Raw genomic sequence first — 14,258 nt, forward strand, 5'->3', positions numbered from 1 at the left:
GCGCCCGAAGCGGGCCCGCACGGAGAAGGTCCCCGCAGGCACCCTCATCGGAGGCACTCATGCGCCGGTATCGTCTTCCGCTCTCGTTCTCCGCCGCGGCCAGCATCCCGCTGGCCGGACTCGTGGCCGCCGTCTTCCTCGAGGCGGGATTCTCCCTCGCGAAACCGGCCTCGCTCGAGGCGCAGGCGTTCGAGGATGCGCGCGGGAACATGTCCATCGCCCTGGCGGGCGACGCGATCATCTCCCGGAAGATGTCTCCGTACCGGGAGCCCGAGTTCCTCGCCCTGCGCGACATTATTCAGAACGCGACCACCGCGTTCGTGAACCTCGAGATCCTGTTCCACGACTACGAGGACGACGTGATCCCGGCGGCGGCCAGCGGCGGCACGTACATGCGGGCGGAGCCGGAAATCGCGCACGAACTCGCCTGGTTCGGCTTCGACATGGTGAGCCTGGCGAACAACCACACGATGGACTTCGGCGCCGGCGGGGCGCGGCGCACGGTGGCGGCGGCCGAAGCGGCGGGACTCGCCGTCGCCGGCTTCGGCGAGAACCTCGCGCGGGCGCGCGCACCGGCCTATGTGGACACGCCCGGCGGACGGGTCGCGCTCATCTCGATCGCCTCGACCTTCGCCGACCCGATGCGGGCCGGCCACCAGCGGCCGGATGTACGGGGGCGGCCGGGACTGAGCCCCATCCGCTACGAGCGGCACGTGACGGTGACCGCCGACCAGATGGCGGGGCTTCGCGACGCCCTCGCCGTGGCGGGGCGGGGAGGCGGCTCCGGCCCGCGCCTGAGCTTCGGCGGCATGACCTTCATGGAGGGCGACAAGCCGGGCGTGAAGACGGCGCCGCACGCCGGGGACCTGGCGGAGATCATCGAAGTCGTGAAGGAAGCGCAGCGCCAGGCGGAGTGGGTCATCGTCACGAGCCACTCGCACGAAGGTGCGGACCGCCGCGAGGTGCCGGCCGACTTCCTCGTGGATGTCGCCCGCGCGACCGTCGATGCGGGCGCGGACATGTTCGTGGGCCACGGTCCCCACATTCTGCGCGCGGTCGAGATGTACCGGGGCAAGCCGATCTTCTACTCGCTGGCGAACTTCGCCATGCAGAACGAGACGATCGAGTTTCAGCCGCAGGACAACTACGAGGCCCAGGGGCTCGGGTACGAGGACCTTCCGGGCAGGTTCCAGGACGTGCGGATCGAGCGGGCCGGCGCCTCCTCGTTCCCGGCGGGGAAGGGGTTCTGGGAGAGCGTCGTCCCCGTCGTGGAGTACGAGGGCGGGGAATTGAAGGAGATCCAACTGCACCCGATCACCATGGGCTGGCAGTTGCCGCGGCCGGTGCGCGGCCGGCCGATGATGGCGGACGACGCGCTCGGACAGGAGATCCTCGAGGGTCTCGCGAAGCTCTCCGCCGAGTACGGAACGACGATGACGATCGAGGACGGCGTCGGCATCATACGACCGTGACCCGGGAGTGACGCAGCGCGGAGGTGAGCGCTAGCCGGCGCCCAGGAACCAGGGCAGGACTCGAAATCCGCCCAGATCGAAGTCCTCCGTTCCACCGTGGACCAGCACGCCGCCCTGATTTGGGTTGGACGGAATCGAGGTCCACCATTCCAGCGCCGAGATGGCGTCCGGGGGTACCGTTCGTCCGGACTTGACTTCCACGGGAATGAGACGGTCGCCCGCGTCGATCAGGATGTCGATCTCGTGGCCTGTCGCGTCGCGCCAGAAATACAGGCTCGGGTCGCGGCGGCGGGCGGCGCGGGCCTTGACGAGTTCCGCGACGACAAACGACTCGAAGATGGCGCCTCGCAGCGGATGTCTCTCGAGCGTCGCCGCATCCTCGATGCCCAGCAGGTAGCACACCAGCCCCGGATCGAGGAAGTGAAGTCGCGGGCGCTTGCGGAGTCGCTTGCGATAGCTTGCGTGATGCGGTGGCAGCGTGGTCGCGATGTATCCGATCTCGAGGGCGGTGAGCCACCGTCGGGCCGTCTGGTGCGTGACCCCCGCATCGGCGGCCAGCCCGCTGAGGTTGAGTTCCGTGGCGGTACGGGCCGCCGCGAGCCGCACGAAGGTCTCGAACGTCCTCAGATCGAGAACCTGGGTAACCTCGCGAAGATCCCGGTCGACGTAGGTGCGGAAATAGTCCGCCATCCACGCGCGGGGAGAGAGGTTTCGGTCGTGTACCGGTGGATAGAAGCCGGCCAGGAGCGTCGCCCACGGATCCGCCTCCGAAAGCCGCTGCGCCACCGCCGGCGCGAGAGCCGCGCCGCGCCGGTCCAGTTCGCTCGGATCCGGCGCCGGGAACCCGTGCAGTTCGGCGAGCGAGAACGGCAGCAGCAGAAGAAGCGCGGTCCGGCCGGCCAGCGTCTGCGAAACGGATCTCATGAGCAGGATGTTCTGCGATCCGGTGACGATGAACCGGCCGGGCCGCCCGTCCTCGTCCACGAGTCCCTGCACGTATGAGAGCAACTCGGGCGCGCGCTGAATCTCATCGAGGATCAGCGGGTCGCCTCCCGCCAGAAACCCGCGGGGGTCGGCGATGGCCCGGGCCCGCACGTCCGGCGCTTCGAGCGAGGCGTACCGGTATCCGGGGAAAACCGCTCGCACGAGGGTGGTCTTCCCGGACTGTCGTGGCCCGGTTACGGTGACGACGGGATATTGCTCCGCCGCTCGCCGGAGCGCGGGAGTCAGGTGTCTGGAGATCATGTACAGGAGTTTGGCGAGCGGCCCGAGTCGTGTCAAACTGATGATGCGATCACCGAAATGGCACGATTGTGGTCATCCGTTGGGATCAGACCGGGACGGGCGAGATCTCCTTGCGGGGCGGGGGATAGGCGCGCGGGGAGGGCCGCACACCGGTGGCGGCGAAGGATTCGGCCGCCTTGAGCGCGGCGAGCACCGGGTTGATGACCGGTACGCCGAGGCGCTCGCCGAGTTTCCGCGCCACGTCGAGGAATCCCATCGTCATGCAGCCCAGCACGAGCGTGTCCGCGCCGGCGCGCAGCGCCGCGTGAGCCTCCGTCTCGAGCGTTTCGAGCACCTGCTCCGCGCGTTGCCGAAGCTCGAGCACCGGGACATCCACCGCCCGGATGTCCGCCACGAGCCCTTCAAGGCCGTAGCCCCGCATCTGGCGCCGAATCGCGGGCACGACCTCGTCCACGACGGTGATGATCGCGAAGCGCTGCCCCATCTGCGCCGCGGCAAGCGCTCCGGCCTGGCCCGGGCCGATGACGGGGAAGTCGACGAGTTCACGGGCCGGCGCGAGGCCGGGATCGCCGAAACACCCGATGATCATCGCGTCGAACCCCTCCGCCTCGAGACGCGGTGCGGCCTCGAGGATGCCGGGCACCGAGAGATACTCCTCGGCGGACGACTCGACCGAGGCGGGACCGTTCTCCGTCTCGCGAACCGCGGCGTCCGTCCCGCGGAAGGCGTGCTCGTTGAGGAAGGCCTGGCGCCGAACGAGTTCCTCCGGCCCGAGGGGGCCGCGGGACATCGGTCCGGGAAGGAAGTAGACGATGCGCATGGTCGGATCCGTGGGCTTCGGATTCATGGGCTTGTGGAACGGAACATGGGGCCGAAGATAACCGGATGGAACACGGCGGGATGACGGGCGTCCGTCTCGAACGGGGAGATCTCGCGCTTCTGCGGGGAGATGAGGGGGAGGGCGCGCGGCTCGCGATGTCGATCCTCGCGCGCATGGCCGAGGTGGTCGGGGCGCGGGAACTGCTCGATATCACCGCGGCGCACATCGATTCGTCGCTCTACCAGGGACCGGCGACGCTTGAGTTCGCTGAGCGCTTGGCGGAGGGCGGCGCGCGGGTGCAGGTGCCGACGACGCTCAACGTATCGGGCGTGGACGAGCACGGCTGGCGCGAGTGGGACGTGTCCGAATCCTGGGCGGCGCCGGCGCGGCGCCAGATGGAGGCGTACGAAGCGATGGGCTGCGAGCCCACCTGGACGTGCGCGCCCTACCAGACGCAGCCGCGGCCGGCCGTCGGGGAACAGGTCGCGTGGGGCGAGTCGAGCGCGATCGTGTTCGCGAACTCCGTGCTGGGGGCGCGCACCGAGCGCTATCCCGACTTGCTGGACATCTGCTGCGCGGTCACGGGCCGGGCCCCGGCCGCGGGGCTCCATCTGACCGCGAACCGGGCGGGGCAGGTGCTCGTCGATCTTTCCCGCGTCCCGCGGCGGTTGGCGGAGGAACCCGCCCTGTACCCGGTGCTGGGACACTGGATCGGGTTGCGCGTGGAGGGGCGGATCCCGGTGCTCGACGGGCTCCGGGCGCGGCCGGGTGAGGACGACCTCAAGGCGCTCGGGGCCGCCATGGCCTCCTCGGGTGCGGTGGGCCTGTTCCACTGGGTCGGCCTCACGCCGGAGGCGCCGGATCTGGACGCGGCGTTTCAGGGGAGGGAAGCGGCGACCCGGCTGCGTCCGGGGCCCGCGGCGCTGCGCGCGGCGCGGGACGAACTTGGCTCCGGGCTCTCCGACGCGGACGGTCTGGACCTCGTCGTGCTGGGGAGTCCGCACTTCTCGCTGTCGGAGTTCGCGGCGCTGGCGCGGCTCGTCGCCGGCCGGCGCCGCCACCCCGGGGTGCGGCTGCTGATCACGACCGGGCGGGCCGTCCGTGAACTGGCGGCGAAAGCGGGCTACCTCGACACGATCGAGTCGTTCGGCGGAGAGCTGACCGTCGACACCTGCATCCTTACGACGCCCATGCTGCCGGAGAGCATCCGGCGGCTCATGACCAACTCCGCCAAGTACGCATGGTATACGCCGGGCCTGCTCGAGCGCGCCGTCGCCTTCGGGAGCCTGGCCGACTGCGTGGAGTCGGCCGTCGCCGGCCGCGTCACGCGGGACGACGGCGCGTGGACCGCCGAGCCGTGAGCGATCGGCCTGCGGCCTCGGGCGCCGGTCCGCTGACCGGCCGAGCGCTCGTCGCGGGCGCCGCGGAAGGCGCCGTCCTCTACTCGTCCGAGCCGCTCAGCTTCTGGGGCGGCTACGACGCGGAGACGGGGGAGATCATCGACCGGCGCCATCCGCTGACCGGCCAAGTCGGAACCGACCGCATCCTGGCCATCCCGGCGACCCGCGGCTCCAGCACGACGACCGCCGTCCTCCTCGAAGCCATCCGCCGCGGCACGGCACCGGCAGCGTTCCTGACCCGCGGCCCCGACACCTTCCTCGCGCTCGCCGCCATCGTCGCCGCTCAGCTCTACGACCGCGCCCCGCCCGTCATCGCCCTATCTCCCGAGGACTTCAGTGCGCTGCGGCGGAATCCCCGTGTCCGCGTCGAGCCCGCGGGGACGGTGCTGCCCCGCTGACGGCCCCGGGAAGCCTCCTGCCATCGCTCCGGACCGTTGCCGGACGTGGTGTCAGTCTGGTGGCTTGGGCTCCCGCTCATCATTCTAAGTCCGCTATCGGCCCGGGCGGAGTCCGCCCCCCGAGTCGTCGTGAATAAATGGAGCCGCAGGTAACTACGCGGCGCTGACCGGCAACCGTTTTTCGCGATGGAGGGAATCACGATGGACATGGATTGGGACGCGATACTGCTTGAGCCGATCCGGGCCTTCCTCGATCAACTGGTCGGGTTTCTGCCCAACCTGGTGGCCGTGGTGGCGATCCTGGTCGGTGGCTGGGTCGTCGCCAAGCTGATCAAGACGGCACTCATCCGGCTGCTCCGGGCCGTGAAGGCCGACCGTCTGGCCGAGAGGATCCAGTTGGCGGAGATGCTGGCCAAGGGAGGCATCGAGCGCACCTTCTCCCAGTTGGTCGCGGCTCTGGCCTACTGGGTCGTCATGCTCGTCGTGCTGGTGGCGGCGCTGAACGCGCTGCAGCTGACCGCCACCGCCGAGTTGCTGCAGCGGCTCGTCGGCTTCCTGCCCACGATCGTGACGGCCATCGTCGTGTTGATTCTCGGCATCCTGGCGGTCGGTTTCCTGGGGGCGACGGTCCGCGCCGTGGCCAGCAACGCGGGCATCGCGCAGGCCCAGGTGCTGGGGCAGTTCGCACAGGTCGTCGTGATCATCTTCGCCGTAGTGGTGGCCCTGCAGCAGGTTCAGGTCCAGTTCGTGGGCGACGCCTTCCTGATCATCCTCGCGGCCATCAGCTTCGCGTTGGCGCTCGCCTTCGGGCTCGGATGCAAGGATCTCGCGGGACGCTGGATGAGCGACCTCGTCGACCGCCTCTCGCCGCGAAAGGACTAGTCCGGGAGCGTCCCGGCGGCGTCGGCTCCGGGCTTGCCGGCCCGGAGCCTGGCGGCCGGATCTAGCGGCGGTAGTCCAGGGGCGGGGGGCGGTCGCCCAGCAGCGCGGAGTACACGAAATCCGCGCCGCGGTGCGCCCTCAGTTCCTCCCACGCCGCGGCGATCACGTCCGGGCTCTGGAAGAGTTCGATTGTCGTCAGGGCGAGCGTCTTCGCCGCGACGATCATCCCCTTGGTGCCGATGTCGGTGCCCCCGGCCGCCACGGCCTGCCAGCTGTGCGCCGAGGTGCCCGGCACCCAGGTGGCCGTCGACAGCCCCGTCGTCGGCACGACCCAGCTCACGTCGCCGACATCGGTCGAGCCGCCGCCCGCCGGGTCGACCCCGAACTCCTCGATCTCGGCCTCGGAGCCCAGCGGCCGGCCGGAACCGCCCACGAAGCTGTCCTGGATCTGCTGGGCGAAGGCCCGCTCCGCCTCCGTGTACTCCACGCCCCCGACCTTGCGCAGGTTCGCGTCCATCACCCGTCCGAGGGCGACGTTGGGCACGAGGTCGTAGAGCCCGTGGATCACCTCGTATTCCATCCCCGTCCCGGTACCCATCGCCGCGCCCTCGGCCGCGCGCGCCACGCGCTCGAACAGCCTGAGCACGGTGGGGGCGTCGGGGTGCCGCACGTAGTAGTAGACCTCCGCGAAGTCCGGCACGACGTTGGGCGCGAAGCCGCCCTGCGTGATCACGTAGTGGATCCGCGTCTCCTGCGGAACGTGCTCGCGCATGAGGTTCACCATGTGATTCATCGCCTCGACCCCGTCGAGCGCGCTCCGTCCCCGCTCCGGCGCGCCCGCCGCGTGCGCGGAATAGCCCCGGAAGCGGAACTTGGCGGACTTGTTGGCCAGCGACCGCCCCACCCTCGCGCTGTTCCGCGCGCCGGGATGCCAGTGGAGCGCCACATCCACGTCGTCGAACAGGCCCGCGCGCACCATGTACACCTTCCCCGCGCCCCCTTCCTCGGCGGGCGTGCCGTAGAGCCGGATCGTCCCCTCGTGTCCCGTCTCCTCCAGCCATTCCTTGACCGCGATGGCCGCCGCCACGGAGCCCGCGCCGAACAGGTGGTGTCCGCACGCGTGGCCCGCGCCCCCGATGATGATGGGCGAGCGCACGGGCACCGCGTCCTGGGAGATGCCCGGCAGCGCGTCGTACTCGGCCAGGATCCCGATGACCGGGCCTCCGGAGCCGTAGCTCGCCACGAACGCCGTGGGCATGTCGGCGACGCCGGACTCGACCGAGAATCCCGCCGCCTCGAGTTCGCCCTTCAGCAGCTCGGAGCTCTTCTCCTCCTGGTAGCCGACCTCGGCCCACTCCCAGATCTGGCGCGCCACGCTCCCGTAGTGTTCGCTGCGCGCCTCGATCGCCGCGATCTGCGCGTCCTGAGCCGCCGCGAGGGGCAGCGGGAACAGGACCACGAAGGCGCCGGCGAGGAGTCGGCGACCGGAGAGATGCCCTTTTTCGGTGCGGTGCCTGGCTGTTATGGACATGCGCTTGGAACTCCTCGAAGGGGAACGGATAGTACGGTCGGATGAAGCTGGCCCGCCGAAGCGCGTCCGGCCAGCCTCGTGTCAAGCAACGTATCTGAAGGGTAAGGAACATGAAGTCGTTCGTGAGTAGGGGCGTGAGGTTGGGCGCCGCCGTTACGGCGCTGCCTGTATTGGCCGCGGTGCCGGCTGCCGCTCCGGCCGCGTCTCTGCAGGAAGAAGTCCGGGAGGAAGCGGAGATCCGCTGGTCCTACAATGCGGAACTGAGCCTGCTCTTCACGTCGGGGAACTCCACGGTGCGGACGTTCGGGCTCGGCGGCGGCGCCCGGCGCGAATGGGGCGGGGGAGAGCTGTCCCTCAGCGCGGGAGGGCTCCGAACGGAGTCGGGTACGACCCGCCGCGTCGCCGTCGGGACTCCGGACCACTTCACCGTGACGAGCGACGCCGCCACGGAGCCGACGGCCGAGAACTACTTCGCGCGCGGCGAATTCGAGCGTTCGTTCTCGGATCAGGTCCACCTCACGACCGGCGCGGGGTGGGAGCGAAACACCTTCGCCGGGTATGAGAGCAAGCTCTCCCTGGTGGGCGGCATCGGGAACACGTGGATTGACACCGACCGGACCCGGCTCAAGAGCGACTACGGGGTCACGTTCACGATGCAGGACGATGTCGTCGACGATCCCGACCGGAGTTCGAGCTTCGGCGGAATCCGCGTCTCCACCAACTTCCGTCGCCAGTTGACGGAGACCGCCAATCTCGAGAGCACGCTGACGCTGGACGAGAACCTCACGGATACGGCGGACCTGCGCGCCGACCTCGCCAACTCCCTCGCGGTCGACATCAACAGTTCGCTGGCCGTGAAGACGGGCCTGCGGCTCGCGTGGGACAACGCGCCCGCGCTCACCCGCGCTCCTCTCGAGCAGCCTGCGGGGACCCCGACCGGGGAGACGGTCCTCGTCCCGCGCCACAAGCTGGACTCCACGCTGACGATCGCGCTGGTCGCCAGTTTCTAGGGAAACGCAGCGCGGGCGGAGACCCCGGCGTCAGAAGAGCCCGAGCTGGTCGGGGGGCGCATCGCCGACCGGGGGACGCTCGCGCCAGCCTGACGGATCGCGGATCGGAGCGCCGCGCGTCTCCGCGCAGGCCGCATCGTCCGTGGCCACGCGGTTCACCCGGCGGCTGACCGCGAACACCTCCAGCGCCTCCGCGTCGAACGGCCGGAGCGGCTCCATGGTGCGCTCGGAGATGTCGAGATCGAGCCACATCTGCGCGCCCCTGCCCTCGAGGATGACCGGCATGCGGTCATGCAGCGGTTCGAGCAACTCGTTCGCGTCCGTCGTGACGATCGTGCACGAGGGGATCGTGCCGTCCGGTCCGCGCCACACGTCCCACAGCCCGGCGAGCGCCATCGGTCTCCGATCCCGGCGCCGGATGAGGTACGGCTGCTTCAGGCCGCCCTCCTTCCGCCATTCGTAGAAGCCGTCGGCGAGGACGGCGCAGCGGCGGTCGATGACGAGGTCTCGAAACGCGCGGCGGGTTTCGAGCGACTCGGCGCGGGCGTTGATCATCGGCGGGAGCGACGCGCGATCCTCCGCCCAGTTCGGGATCAGTCCCCAGCGAAGCGGAACGAGTTCCCGGCCGCCGGTGCTCCGCCGCAGCGCGATGACCTCGTCCGTAGGCGCCACGTTGTAGCGGGCGACCCATGCCTCGAGCCGCGAAGGATCGGCCTCGAAGAGTTCCGCCAGCTCCGGAACCGGGGTCTGAAGGCTGAATCGTCCGCACATGGGAGCAACTTAACGAAGCCCGACGTGATCCGGGGACCCCGTTGCGGGTGCCGGCGCGCGCTCCGACAATCCTCCGTTCCGGGCGACCGAGGCACGTCGCCCTTTCCGAACGCGAACGATCCATGCGAAGGACATAGAGCGAGGGACATTCACAAGATGAAGATCGCACTTGTACAGCAGTCGGCGGGTCCCGACCGCACCCGCAACCTCGAACGCGCGCTCGCCGCGATGGGGCGCGCCGCTTCCGAAGGCGCCGAGCTCGTGGCGTTCCCCGAACTCGCGATCGACCGCTTCTTTCCCCAGCGGCCGGACGACCCCGGCGCCGCGCAGATCGCGGAGCCGATCCCCGGTCCCACCTGCGACCGCGTCGCCGCGCGCGCCGCCGAACTCGGTCTCGTCACGGTGTTCAACCAGTACGAACTCGGGCCCGACGGGCGCTGCTACGACAGCACGCCCGTCTTCGACGCGGACGGCTCGCTGCTCGGCGTCACGCGAATGATGCACATCACCGAGTACGCGTGCTTCCACGAACAGCACTACTACGCGAAAGGCGACACCGACGCGCTCGTCTACGACACCGCCGTGGGGCGCGTGGGCGTCGCGATCTGCTACGACCGCCACTATCCCGAGTACATGCGGCGCTTGGGAGAACATGGGGCGCAACTCGTCGTCATCCCGCAGGCCGGGGCGGTCGGAGAGTGGCCCGAGGGGCTGTTCGAGGCCGAGGTGCGCGTGGCGGCCTTCCAGAACGGCTACTTCGCGGCGCTGGCCAACCGCGTCGGCGCGGAGCCCCGTCTCACCTTCGCCGGAGAGTCGTTCGTCGTCGACCCCGAGGGCGTCGTCCTCGCGCGGGCGCCGGGAGGGGAGGAGGCGATCCTCTACGCCGACGTGGACCTCTCGCGGTGCGCAGCCTCCACCGCCCGGCGCCTGTTCTGGCGGGATCGCCGCCCCGACGTGTACGCGCGCTGGACCGAGCGCCTCGCCACGGCGTCGTCCGTGCCCGGCCGCTGACTCCGGCCGTCCGCCGCCGCCGGCTCCCGCTCGTGGAACTCCTCATCGTCGTGGTCGCGCTCGTCGGTCTGATGGCCGTCGTCCGTCTCTTCATGCCCCGGATCGTCCCCTTCTTCGTCTTCTATCCGGAGACACTGCAGCCGCACGAGACGCACCCGCGATACTGGGGATTCCCGAAGGCCACCGAGGTCCGCATCCCGACCGAAGACGGCGTCGAGCTGCACGCGTGGTGGTTTCCCGCCGACCCGCCGGAGTCCAGACGGGGGACCGCGATCTACTTCCACGGCAACGCCGGGCACCTGGGAGACCGCGGGACGGTGGCGGCGGCGCTCTCGAACCTCGGACTCGACATCCTTCTGCCCGACTACCGCGGCTACGGCGCGAGCGAGGGAAAGCCCTCGGAGGAGGGTCTCTACGCGGATGCGAGAGCGGCGTACCGGTGGCTGGTGGAGGAGCGGAGCGTCGATCCCGCGCGGCTCATTCCCCTGGGGAACTCCCTCGGAAGCTCCGTGGCGGCGGAGCTGGCGGTGAGCCGCCCGGTGGCCGGCGTCGTCCTGCTCGGGCCGTTCACGCACACCGCGGCGATCGCCCGGCACCGCCTGTCGTGGCTCCCGGACTGGTATCTGGACTGGCTGCACAACCGCTTCGACACGCTGGAAAGGGCGCCGCGGATCGAGGTGCCGACGTTCGTCGCCGCCGGCGAGGAGGACCGGGTCATTCCGCCCGGCCAGAGCCGGGAGGTGTTCGATGCGCTGCGGGGCCCCCGCCGGTGGCTCGAGATCCCGGGGGCAGGGCACAACGACATCTTCTCGCACGAAGTACTGTGGCGGGAACTCCACCGCTTCACCCGCGACGTCCTGGACCGTCTCGTCTCCGGAGCACCGTGACCCCCGCTGCCTCGCCCGCCCGCCGAAGTCGGCCATCAAGCGTGGCCAGCGGCAACGAGCGGCGCAGCGCAGTCTCAAGATAAGCGGCGTCGTAGATGGAAAGGCCGTGCCGCCAAGCGAGATCGAGGATCACGCCGTCGCTGTGCTCCTCGTCGGTCAGTATCCGCATTCCCTTGAGGTCCGCGAGCGTAGCCGGCACATCGTCCTGGTTCATGCGTCCTCGGCGTCTGTTGACAGTGAGGCCGTTCAGGATTTCGTACCACCAGATCCGAGGGACGACGGCGAAGTGTTCCAGAGTCAGCCGCATCGCCAACTCAGCCAGCGGATCGTCTTCGTCCGAAAGGCACCAGGCCAGAACGACCGAAGCATCGATCACAAGGGTCATTAATACCTATGCCCCTCATGGATCGTCTCGATGAGCTCGGTGATCGACGCGCGGTTGGGCAGGCGCTTACGGCGCTCGAGGATGCGGCGGGCCGCCTCCCGAGCCCGGGTGCGGTCGTCCTCGTCGACGGGGACAAGCCGGGCGACCGGGTGACCGTGCCGGGTGATCGTAAGGGACTCTCCCGCCGCTACGCGGTCCAGGAGCCGCGGCAGGTGTGTCTTCGCTTCGTACGCCCCGATGCGGTCCATCCCATCCCCCTTTCGAGTTTAGACCGGACGATACGACTAGTCTAATTATAGCTGGGCGACCGCGTCGGGGAAAGCACGGGGGACGAGGCTTGCGTCACTCGGCCGGAAGGAGCCATGCGGCGGCGGCGGCCAGGTCGGGCGCGATGTGTACGGGGTCGGCGTCGTGCGGGCGGGACTCGCTCTTGCGGTTGACCCACAGCACGGGGACGCCGAGCGAGGTTGCGGGGACGACGTCGTGGAAGAGGCTCTGCGCCACGTGCAGCCAGCGGTCGAAGCCCGCGGCCCACTCCCGCCCGCGCTCGAAGTGCGGCGCGGCCGGCTTGTAACTGCGCAGCCGCTGGGCCGTGCCGAGGAGACCGAACTCGACCTCGAAGTGCTTCAGCGTCCCGGCGAGCAGGTCGTCGTCGATGTTCGAGAGGATCCCCAGCGTGACCCCCGCCGTGGCGAGGCGCGAGAGCGACGGATTCGTGTCGGGGAAGGGCTGCCACGAGGGAATGCTCGCGGGGACGCAGGCCGCCGGCTCGTCCGCCGTATCCCATCCGTTCGCGCGCGCGACCTCCACCGAGGTCTCGGTCAGCAGCCGCCGGTAGGGGCGGTACTCGCTCGTCTTGAGCCGGTTCTGGGCCGCGTGGAACTCGCCAAGGAGCCGCTCATCCCCCACCGCGGCCGCCTCCGGGTACGCCGCCCGGAGCGCGGCGAGAATCCCGCCCTCCCAGTCGATCAAAGTGCCGTAACAATCGAACGTAAGGAGCGTGCCCGGTCCCGCCGTCCCCTCGAAGCTGTACATGTTCTCCCTCGTAATCGCTACGTTCCCCCCATGTCGGCCGGCGAGATCTTATCGGGCGTGGCAGGGGAGGGCCACCGGAGACCGAACCCCTTCGCGGGCGGCGGCCTCGACCGCGCCACCCACCTGCGAGCCGATCCCCGGTGGCTCGCCGACCGGTTGTCCGACCCGGCCTCGCGCGTTGTCCCCGTGTCGCGCGAGCGCAGCCTGGTGTCCCAGGCGGCGCAGGAGATCGCGGCGAAAGCGGACGGCCTGGCCTACGAGCCGGTACTCCTTCCGCCCGCGGTCGCGGCCTCCGCCTCGGAACCACCCGAGGAGTGGATCTTTCTCGGACTCGAAGAGGGACGGAGCGGTGGCCGCGCGCTGTTCGCCGCCGAGGTGTCCCCGGAAGTCGGGAAGGCCGGGGAAGCCGGGGAAGGGCCGGCTTCAGATCGCCCGCTCGACGGGGCGGGCGAGTTCCTCGATCTCCGCGGCGTGGGGGCGATGATGGGGCAGGGAGACGGCTCGCTCCTGGCCTACGCCCGCGCGATCGTCACCTGGAGCCGTCGGCACCGTTTCTGCGGAACGTGCGGCGCTCCGACCCGGCCGGAGCAGGGAGGACACGTCCGGCGGTGCGGCGACGAAGCGTGCGGAGCCGACCATTTTCCGCGCACGGATCCGGCCATCATCGTCCTCGTGACCGACGGCGACCGCTGTCTCCTCGGGCGGAAGGACATCTGGCCGCAGGGCGTCTACTCCACCCTGGCCGGCTTCGTGGAGCCGGGTGAGAGCTTGTCGGAAGCCGTCGTCCGCGAGGTTCTTGAGGAGTCGGGCATCGAGGTGGGTTCGGTCCGCTATCGTTCGTCCCAGCCGTGGCCCTTCCCGGCGTCGCTGATGCTCGGTTTTCGGGCCGAGCGCGTGGGCGGCGAACTCACCGTCGCGCGGCAGGAACTCGCAGATGCGCGCTGGTTCGAACGCGCCGACTTCGCCCGCCGCCGCGAAATCGGCCTCCGGCTCCCCGGTCGCGTCTCGATCTCCCGCCGCCTCATCGAGGACTGGCTCACAGGGTAGCGTCCCGTAGTCTAGAGCTTATCCGCGCGCGCAACAAAACTCACGGCCGAAGACGTACGGTGGAGGACCGCACGCAAGGCGTCGATTCCCCCGACTCTCCGGCCGAACCGGGATTGAGGAGATCAGATGCAGGAGGCCGTCCAGCAGGCCGCACGATGTCTCGTCCTCTCGGCCCTGGCCCTCGCAGGGTTCGGGTGCCGGGACGCAGCCCAAGAGACGAACCGGCTCGACTCTGGAGCGGATTCCCCGACCAGTTCCACGACCGATTCCGCGGGCGTGAAGATCGTCCGCATCTCCGATTTGCAGGATCTCGACCTTCCGGAACTGAACCGGCGGCTGCTCCACTCCACCCTGGCGGACCTCG

At 69.8% G+C, this 14,258-nt stretch carries 16 protein-coding genes; 9 read left to right on the forward strand and 7 right to left on the reverse strand.

Annotation, left to right across the window (positions count from 1 at the left end; genetic code table 11):
- Positions 1–59 precede the first annotated feature (59 nt).
- Entirely contained in the window at positions 60–1,472 is a 1,413-nt protein-coding gene (locus tag OXN85_15665; protein ID MCY3601405.1) for a CapA family protein, read from the forward strand.
- 30 nt (positions 1,473–1,502) lie between these two features.
- Here OXN85_15665 and OXN85_15670 read toward each other — a convergent pair whose 3' ends face one another.
- Together OXN85_15670 and OXN85_15675 are read right to left on the reverse strand one after the other, a co-directional pair.
- Complete coding sequence (locus OXN85_15670; protein ID MCY3601406.1) at positions 1,503–2,717, reverse strand: ATP-binding protein; 1,215 nt, start codon at positions 2,715–2,717, stop codon at positions 1,503–1,505.
- A gap of 85 nt (positions 2,718–2,802) precedes the next feature.
- Positions 2,803–3,564, reverse strand: a complete 762-nt coding sequence (locus OXN85_15675) for an aspartate/glutamate racemase family protein (protein MCY3601407.1) — start codon at positions 3,562–3,564, stop codon at positions 2,803–2,805.
- 38 nt (positions 3,565–3,602) lie between these two features.
- Between OXN85_15675 and OXN85_15680 the strand changes: the two genes are divergently transcribed.
- The 3 genes from OXN85_15680 to OXN85_15690 all read left to right on the forward strand — a co-directional run bounded on the left by OXN85_15680 (position 3,603) and on the right by OXN85_15690 (position 6,217).
- On the forward strand, positions 3,603–4,898 hold the full coding sequence (locus OXN85_15680; GenBank protein ID MCY3601408.1) for an aconitase X catalytic domain-containing protein: 1,296 nt from the start codon (positions 3,603–3,605) through the stop codon (positions 4,896–4,898).
- A complete protein-coding gene (locus OXN85_15685; GenBank protein MCY3601409.1) occupies positions 4,895–5,335 on the forward strand; it encodes a DUF126 domain-containing protein in 441 nt (146 codons plus the stop codon). The genes OXN85_15680 and OXN85_15685 overlap by 4 nt, the downstream gene beginning before the upstream one ends.
- Positions 5,336–5,536: 201 nt before the next feature.
- Positions 5,537–6,217, forward strand: coding sequence for a hypothetical protein (locus OXN85_15690; protein ID MCY3601410.1), 681 nt, complete (start codon positions 5,537–5,539; stop codon positions 6,215–6,217).
- Between the two features lie 61 nt (positions 6,218–6,278).
- Here the strand turns inward: OXN85_15690 and OXN85_15695 are convergent, their stop codons facing one another.
- Positions 6,279–7,748 (reverse strand): amidohydrolase, encoded by a 1,470-nt coding sequence (locus OXN85_15695; protein MCY3601411.1) that lies wholly within the window; start codon positions 7,746–7,748, stop codon positions 6,279–6,281.
- A gap of 122 nt (positions 7,749–7,870) precedes the next feature.
- Here OXN85_15695 and OXN85_15700 point away from each other — a divergent pair, with 122 nt between their 5' ends.
- Positions 7,871–8,758 (forward strand): DUF481 domain-containing protein, encoded by an 888-nt coding sequence (locus tag OXN85_15700; GenBank protein ID MCY3601412.1) that lies wholly within the window; start codon positions 7,871–7,873, stop codon positions 8,756–8,758.
- Between the two features lie 30 nt (positions 8,759–8,788).
- Here the strand turns inward: OXN85_15700 and OXN85_15705 are convergent, their stop codons facing one another.
- Complete coding sequence (locus tag OXN85_15705; protein MCY3601413.1) at positions 8,789–9,529, reverse strand: SOS response-associated peptidase; 741 nt, start codon at positions 9,527–9,529, stop codon at positions 8,789–8,791.
- Positions 9,530–9,685: 156 nt separating this feature from the next.
- Between OXN85_15705 and OXN85_15710 the strand changes: the two genes are divergently transcribed.
- Positions 9,686–10,540, forward strand: a complete 855-nt coding sequence (locus OXN85_15710; GenBank protein ID MCY3601414.1) for a carbon-nitrogen hydrolase family protein — start codon at positions 9,686–9,688, stop codon at positions 10,538–10,540.
- 32 nt (positions 10,541–10,572) lie between these two features.
- Complete coding sequence (locus OXN85_15715) at positions 10,573–11,427, forward strand: alpha/beta hydrolase (protein ID MCY3601415.1); 855 nt, start codon at positions 10,573–10,575, stop codon at positions 11,425–11,427.
- Here the strand turns inward: OXN85_15715 and OXN85_15720 are convergent.
- The 3 genes from OXN85_15720 to OXN85_15730 all read right to left on the reverse strand — a co-directional run bounded on the left by OXN85_15720 (position 11,384) and on the right by OXN85_15730 (position 12,847).
- Positions 11,384–11,812, reverse strand: a complete 429-nt coding sequence (locus OXN85_15720; GenBank protein MCY3601416.1) for a type II toxin-antitoxin system VapC family toxin — start codon at positions 11,810–11,812, stop codon at positions 11,384–11,386. The genes OXN85_15715 and OXN85_15720 overlap by 44 nt on opposite strands.
- The gene (locus OXN85_15725) at positions 11,812–12,060 is read right to left on the reverse strand and encodes a type II toxin-antitoxin system prevent-host-death family antitoxin (GenBank protein ID MCY3601417.1); all 249 of its coding nucleotides are present in this window, start codon (positions 12,058–12,060) and stop codon (positions 11,812–11,814) included. Before OXN85_15725 ends, OXN85_15720 begins: the two co-directional genes overlap by 1 nt.
- Before the next feature lie 94 nt (positions 12,061–12,154).
- Positions 12,155–12,847, reverse strand: coding sequence for a haloacid dehalogenase (locus tag OXN85_15730; protein MCY3601418.1), 693 nt, complete (start codon positions 12,845–12,847; stop codon positions 12,155–12,157).
- Between the two features lie 57 nt (positions 12,848–12,904).
- Between OXN85_15730 and nudC the strand changes: the two genes are divergently transcribed.
- Complete coding sequence (nudC, locus tag OXN85_15735) at positions 12,905–13,894, forward strand: NAD(+) diphosphatase (protein ID MCY3601419.1); 990 nt, start codon at positions 12,905–12,907, stop codon at positions 13,892–13,894.
- Positions 13,895–14,020: 126 nt separating this feature from the next.
- Positions 14,021–14,258: hypothetical protein (locus OXN85_15740; GenBank protein MCY3601420.1), on the forward strand; the 238-nt coding region annotated here is incomplete at its 3' end.

It is taken from the genome of Candidatus Palauibacter australiensis, assembly GCA_026705295.1.
Lineage (GTDB): Bacteria > Gemmatimonadota > Gemmatimonadetes > Palauibacterales > Palauibacteraceae > Palauibacter > Palauibacter australiensis.

Bases quoted from the DNA above. Each gene is read 5' to 3' on its own strand.
- OXN85_15675 (MCY3601407.1), bottom strand. From the start codon at position 3,564: ATGAATCCGAAGCCCACGGATCCGACCATGCGCATCGTCTACTTCCTT.
- OXN85_15690 (MCY3601410.1), top strand. From the start codon at position 5,537: ATGGACATGGATTGGGACGCGATACTGCTTGAGCCGATCCGGGCCTTC.
- OXN85_15670 (MCY3601406.1), bottom strand. From the start codon at position 2,717: ATGATCTCCAGACACCTGACTCCCGCGCTCCGGCGAGCGGCGGAGCAA.
- OXN85_15730 (MCY3601418.1), bottom strand. From the start codon at position 12,847: ATGTACAGCTTCGAGGGGACGGCGGGACCGGGCACGCTCCTTACGTTC.
- OXN85_15665 (MCY3601405.1), top strand. From the start codon at position 60: ATGCGCCGGTATCGTCTTCCGCTCTCGTTCTCCGCCGCGGCCAGCATC.
- OXN85_15705 (MCY3601413.1), bottom strand. From the start codon at position 9,529: ATGTGCGGACGATTCAGCCTTCAGACCCCGGTTCCGGAGCTGGCGGAA.
- OXN85_15680 (MCY3601408.1), top strand. From the start codon at position 3,603: ATGGAACACGGCGGGATGACGGGCGTCCGTCTCGAACGGGGAGATCTC.
- OXN85_15710 (MCY3601414.1), top strand. From the start codon at position 9,686: ATGAAGATCGCACTTGTACAGCAGTCGGCGGGTCCCGACCGCACCCGC.
- OXN85_15720 (MCY3601416.1), bottom strand. From the start codon at position 11,812: ATGACCCTTGTGATCGATGCTTCGGTCGTTCTGGCCTGGTGCCTTTCG.
- OXN85_15695 (MCY3601411.1), bottom strand. From the start codon at position 7,748: ATGTCCATAACAGCCAGGCACCGCACCGAAAAAGGGCATCTCTCCGGT.
- OXN85_15725 (MCY3601417.1), bottom strand. From the start codon at position 12,060: ATGGACCGCATCGGGGCGTACGAAGCGAAGACACACCTGCCGCGGCTC.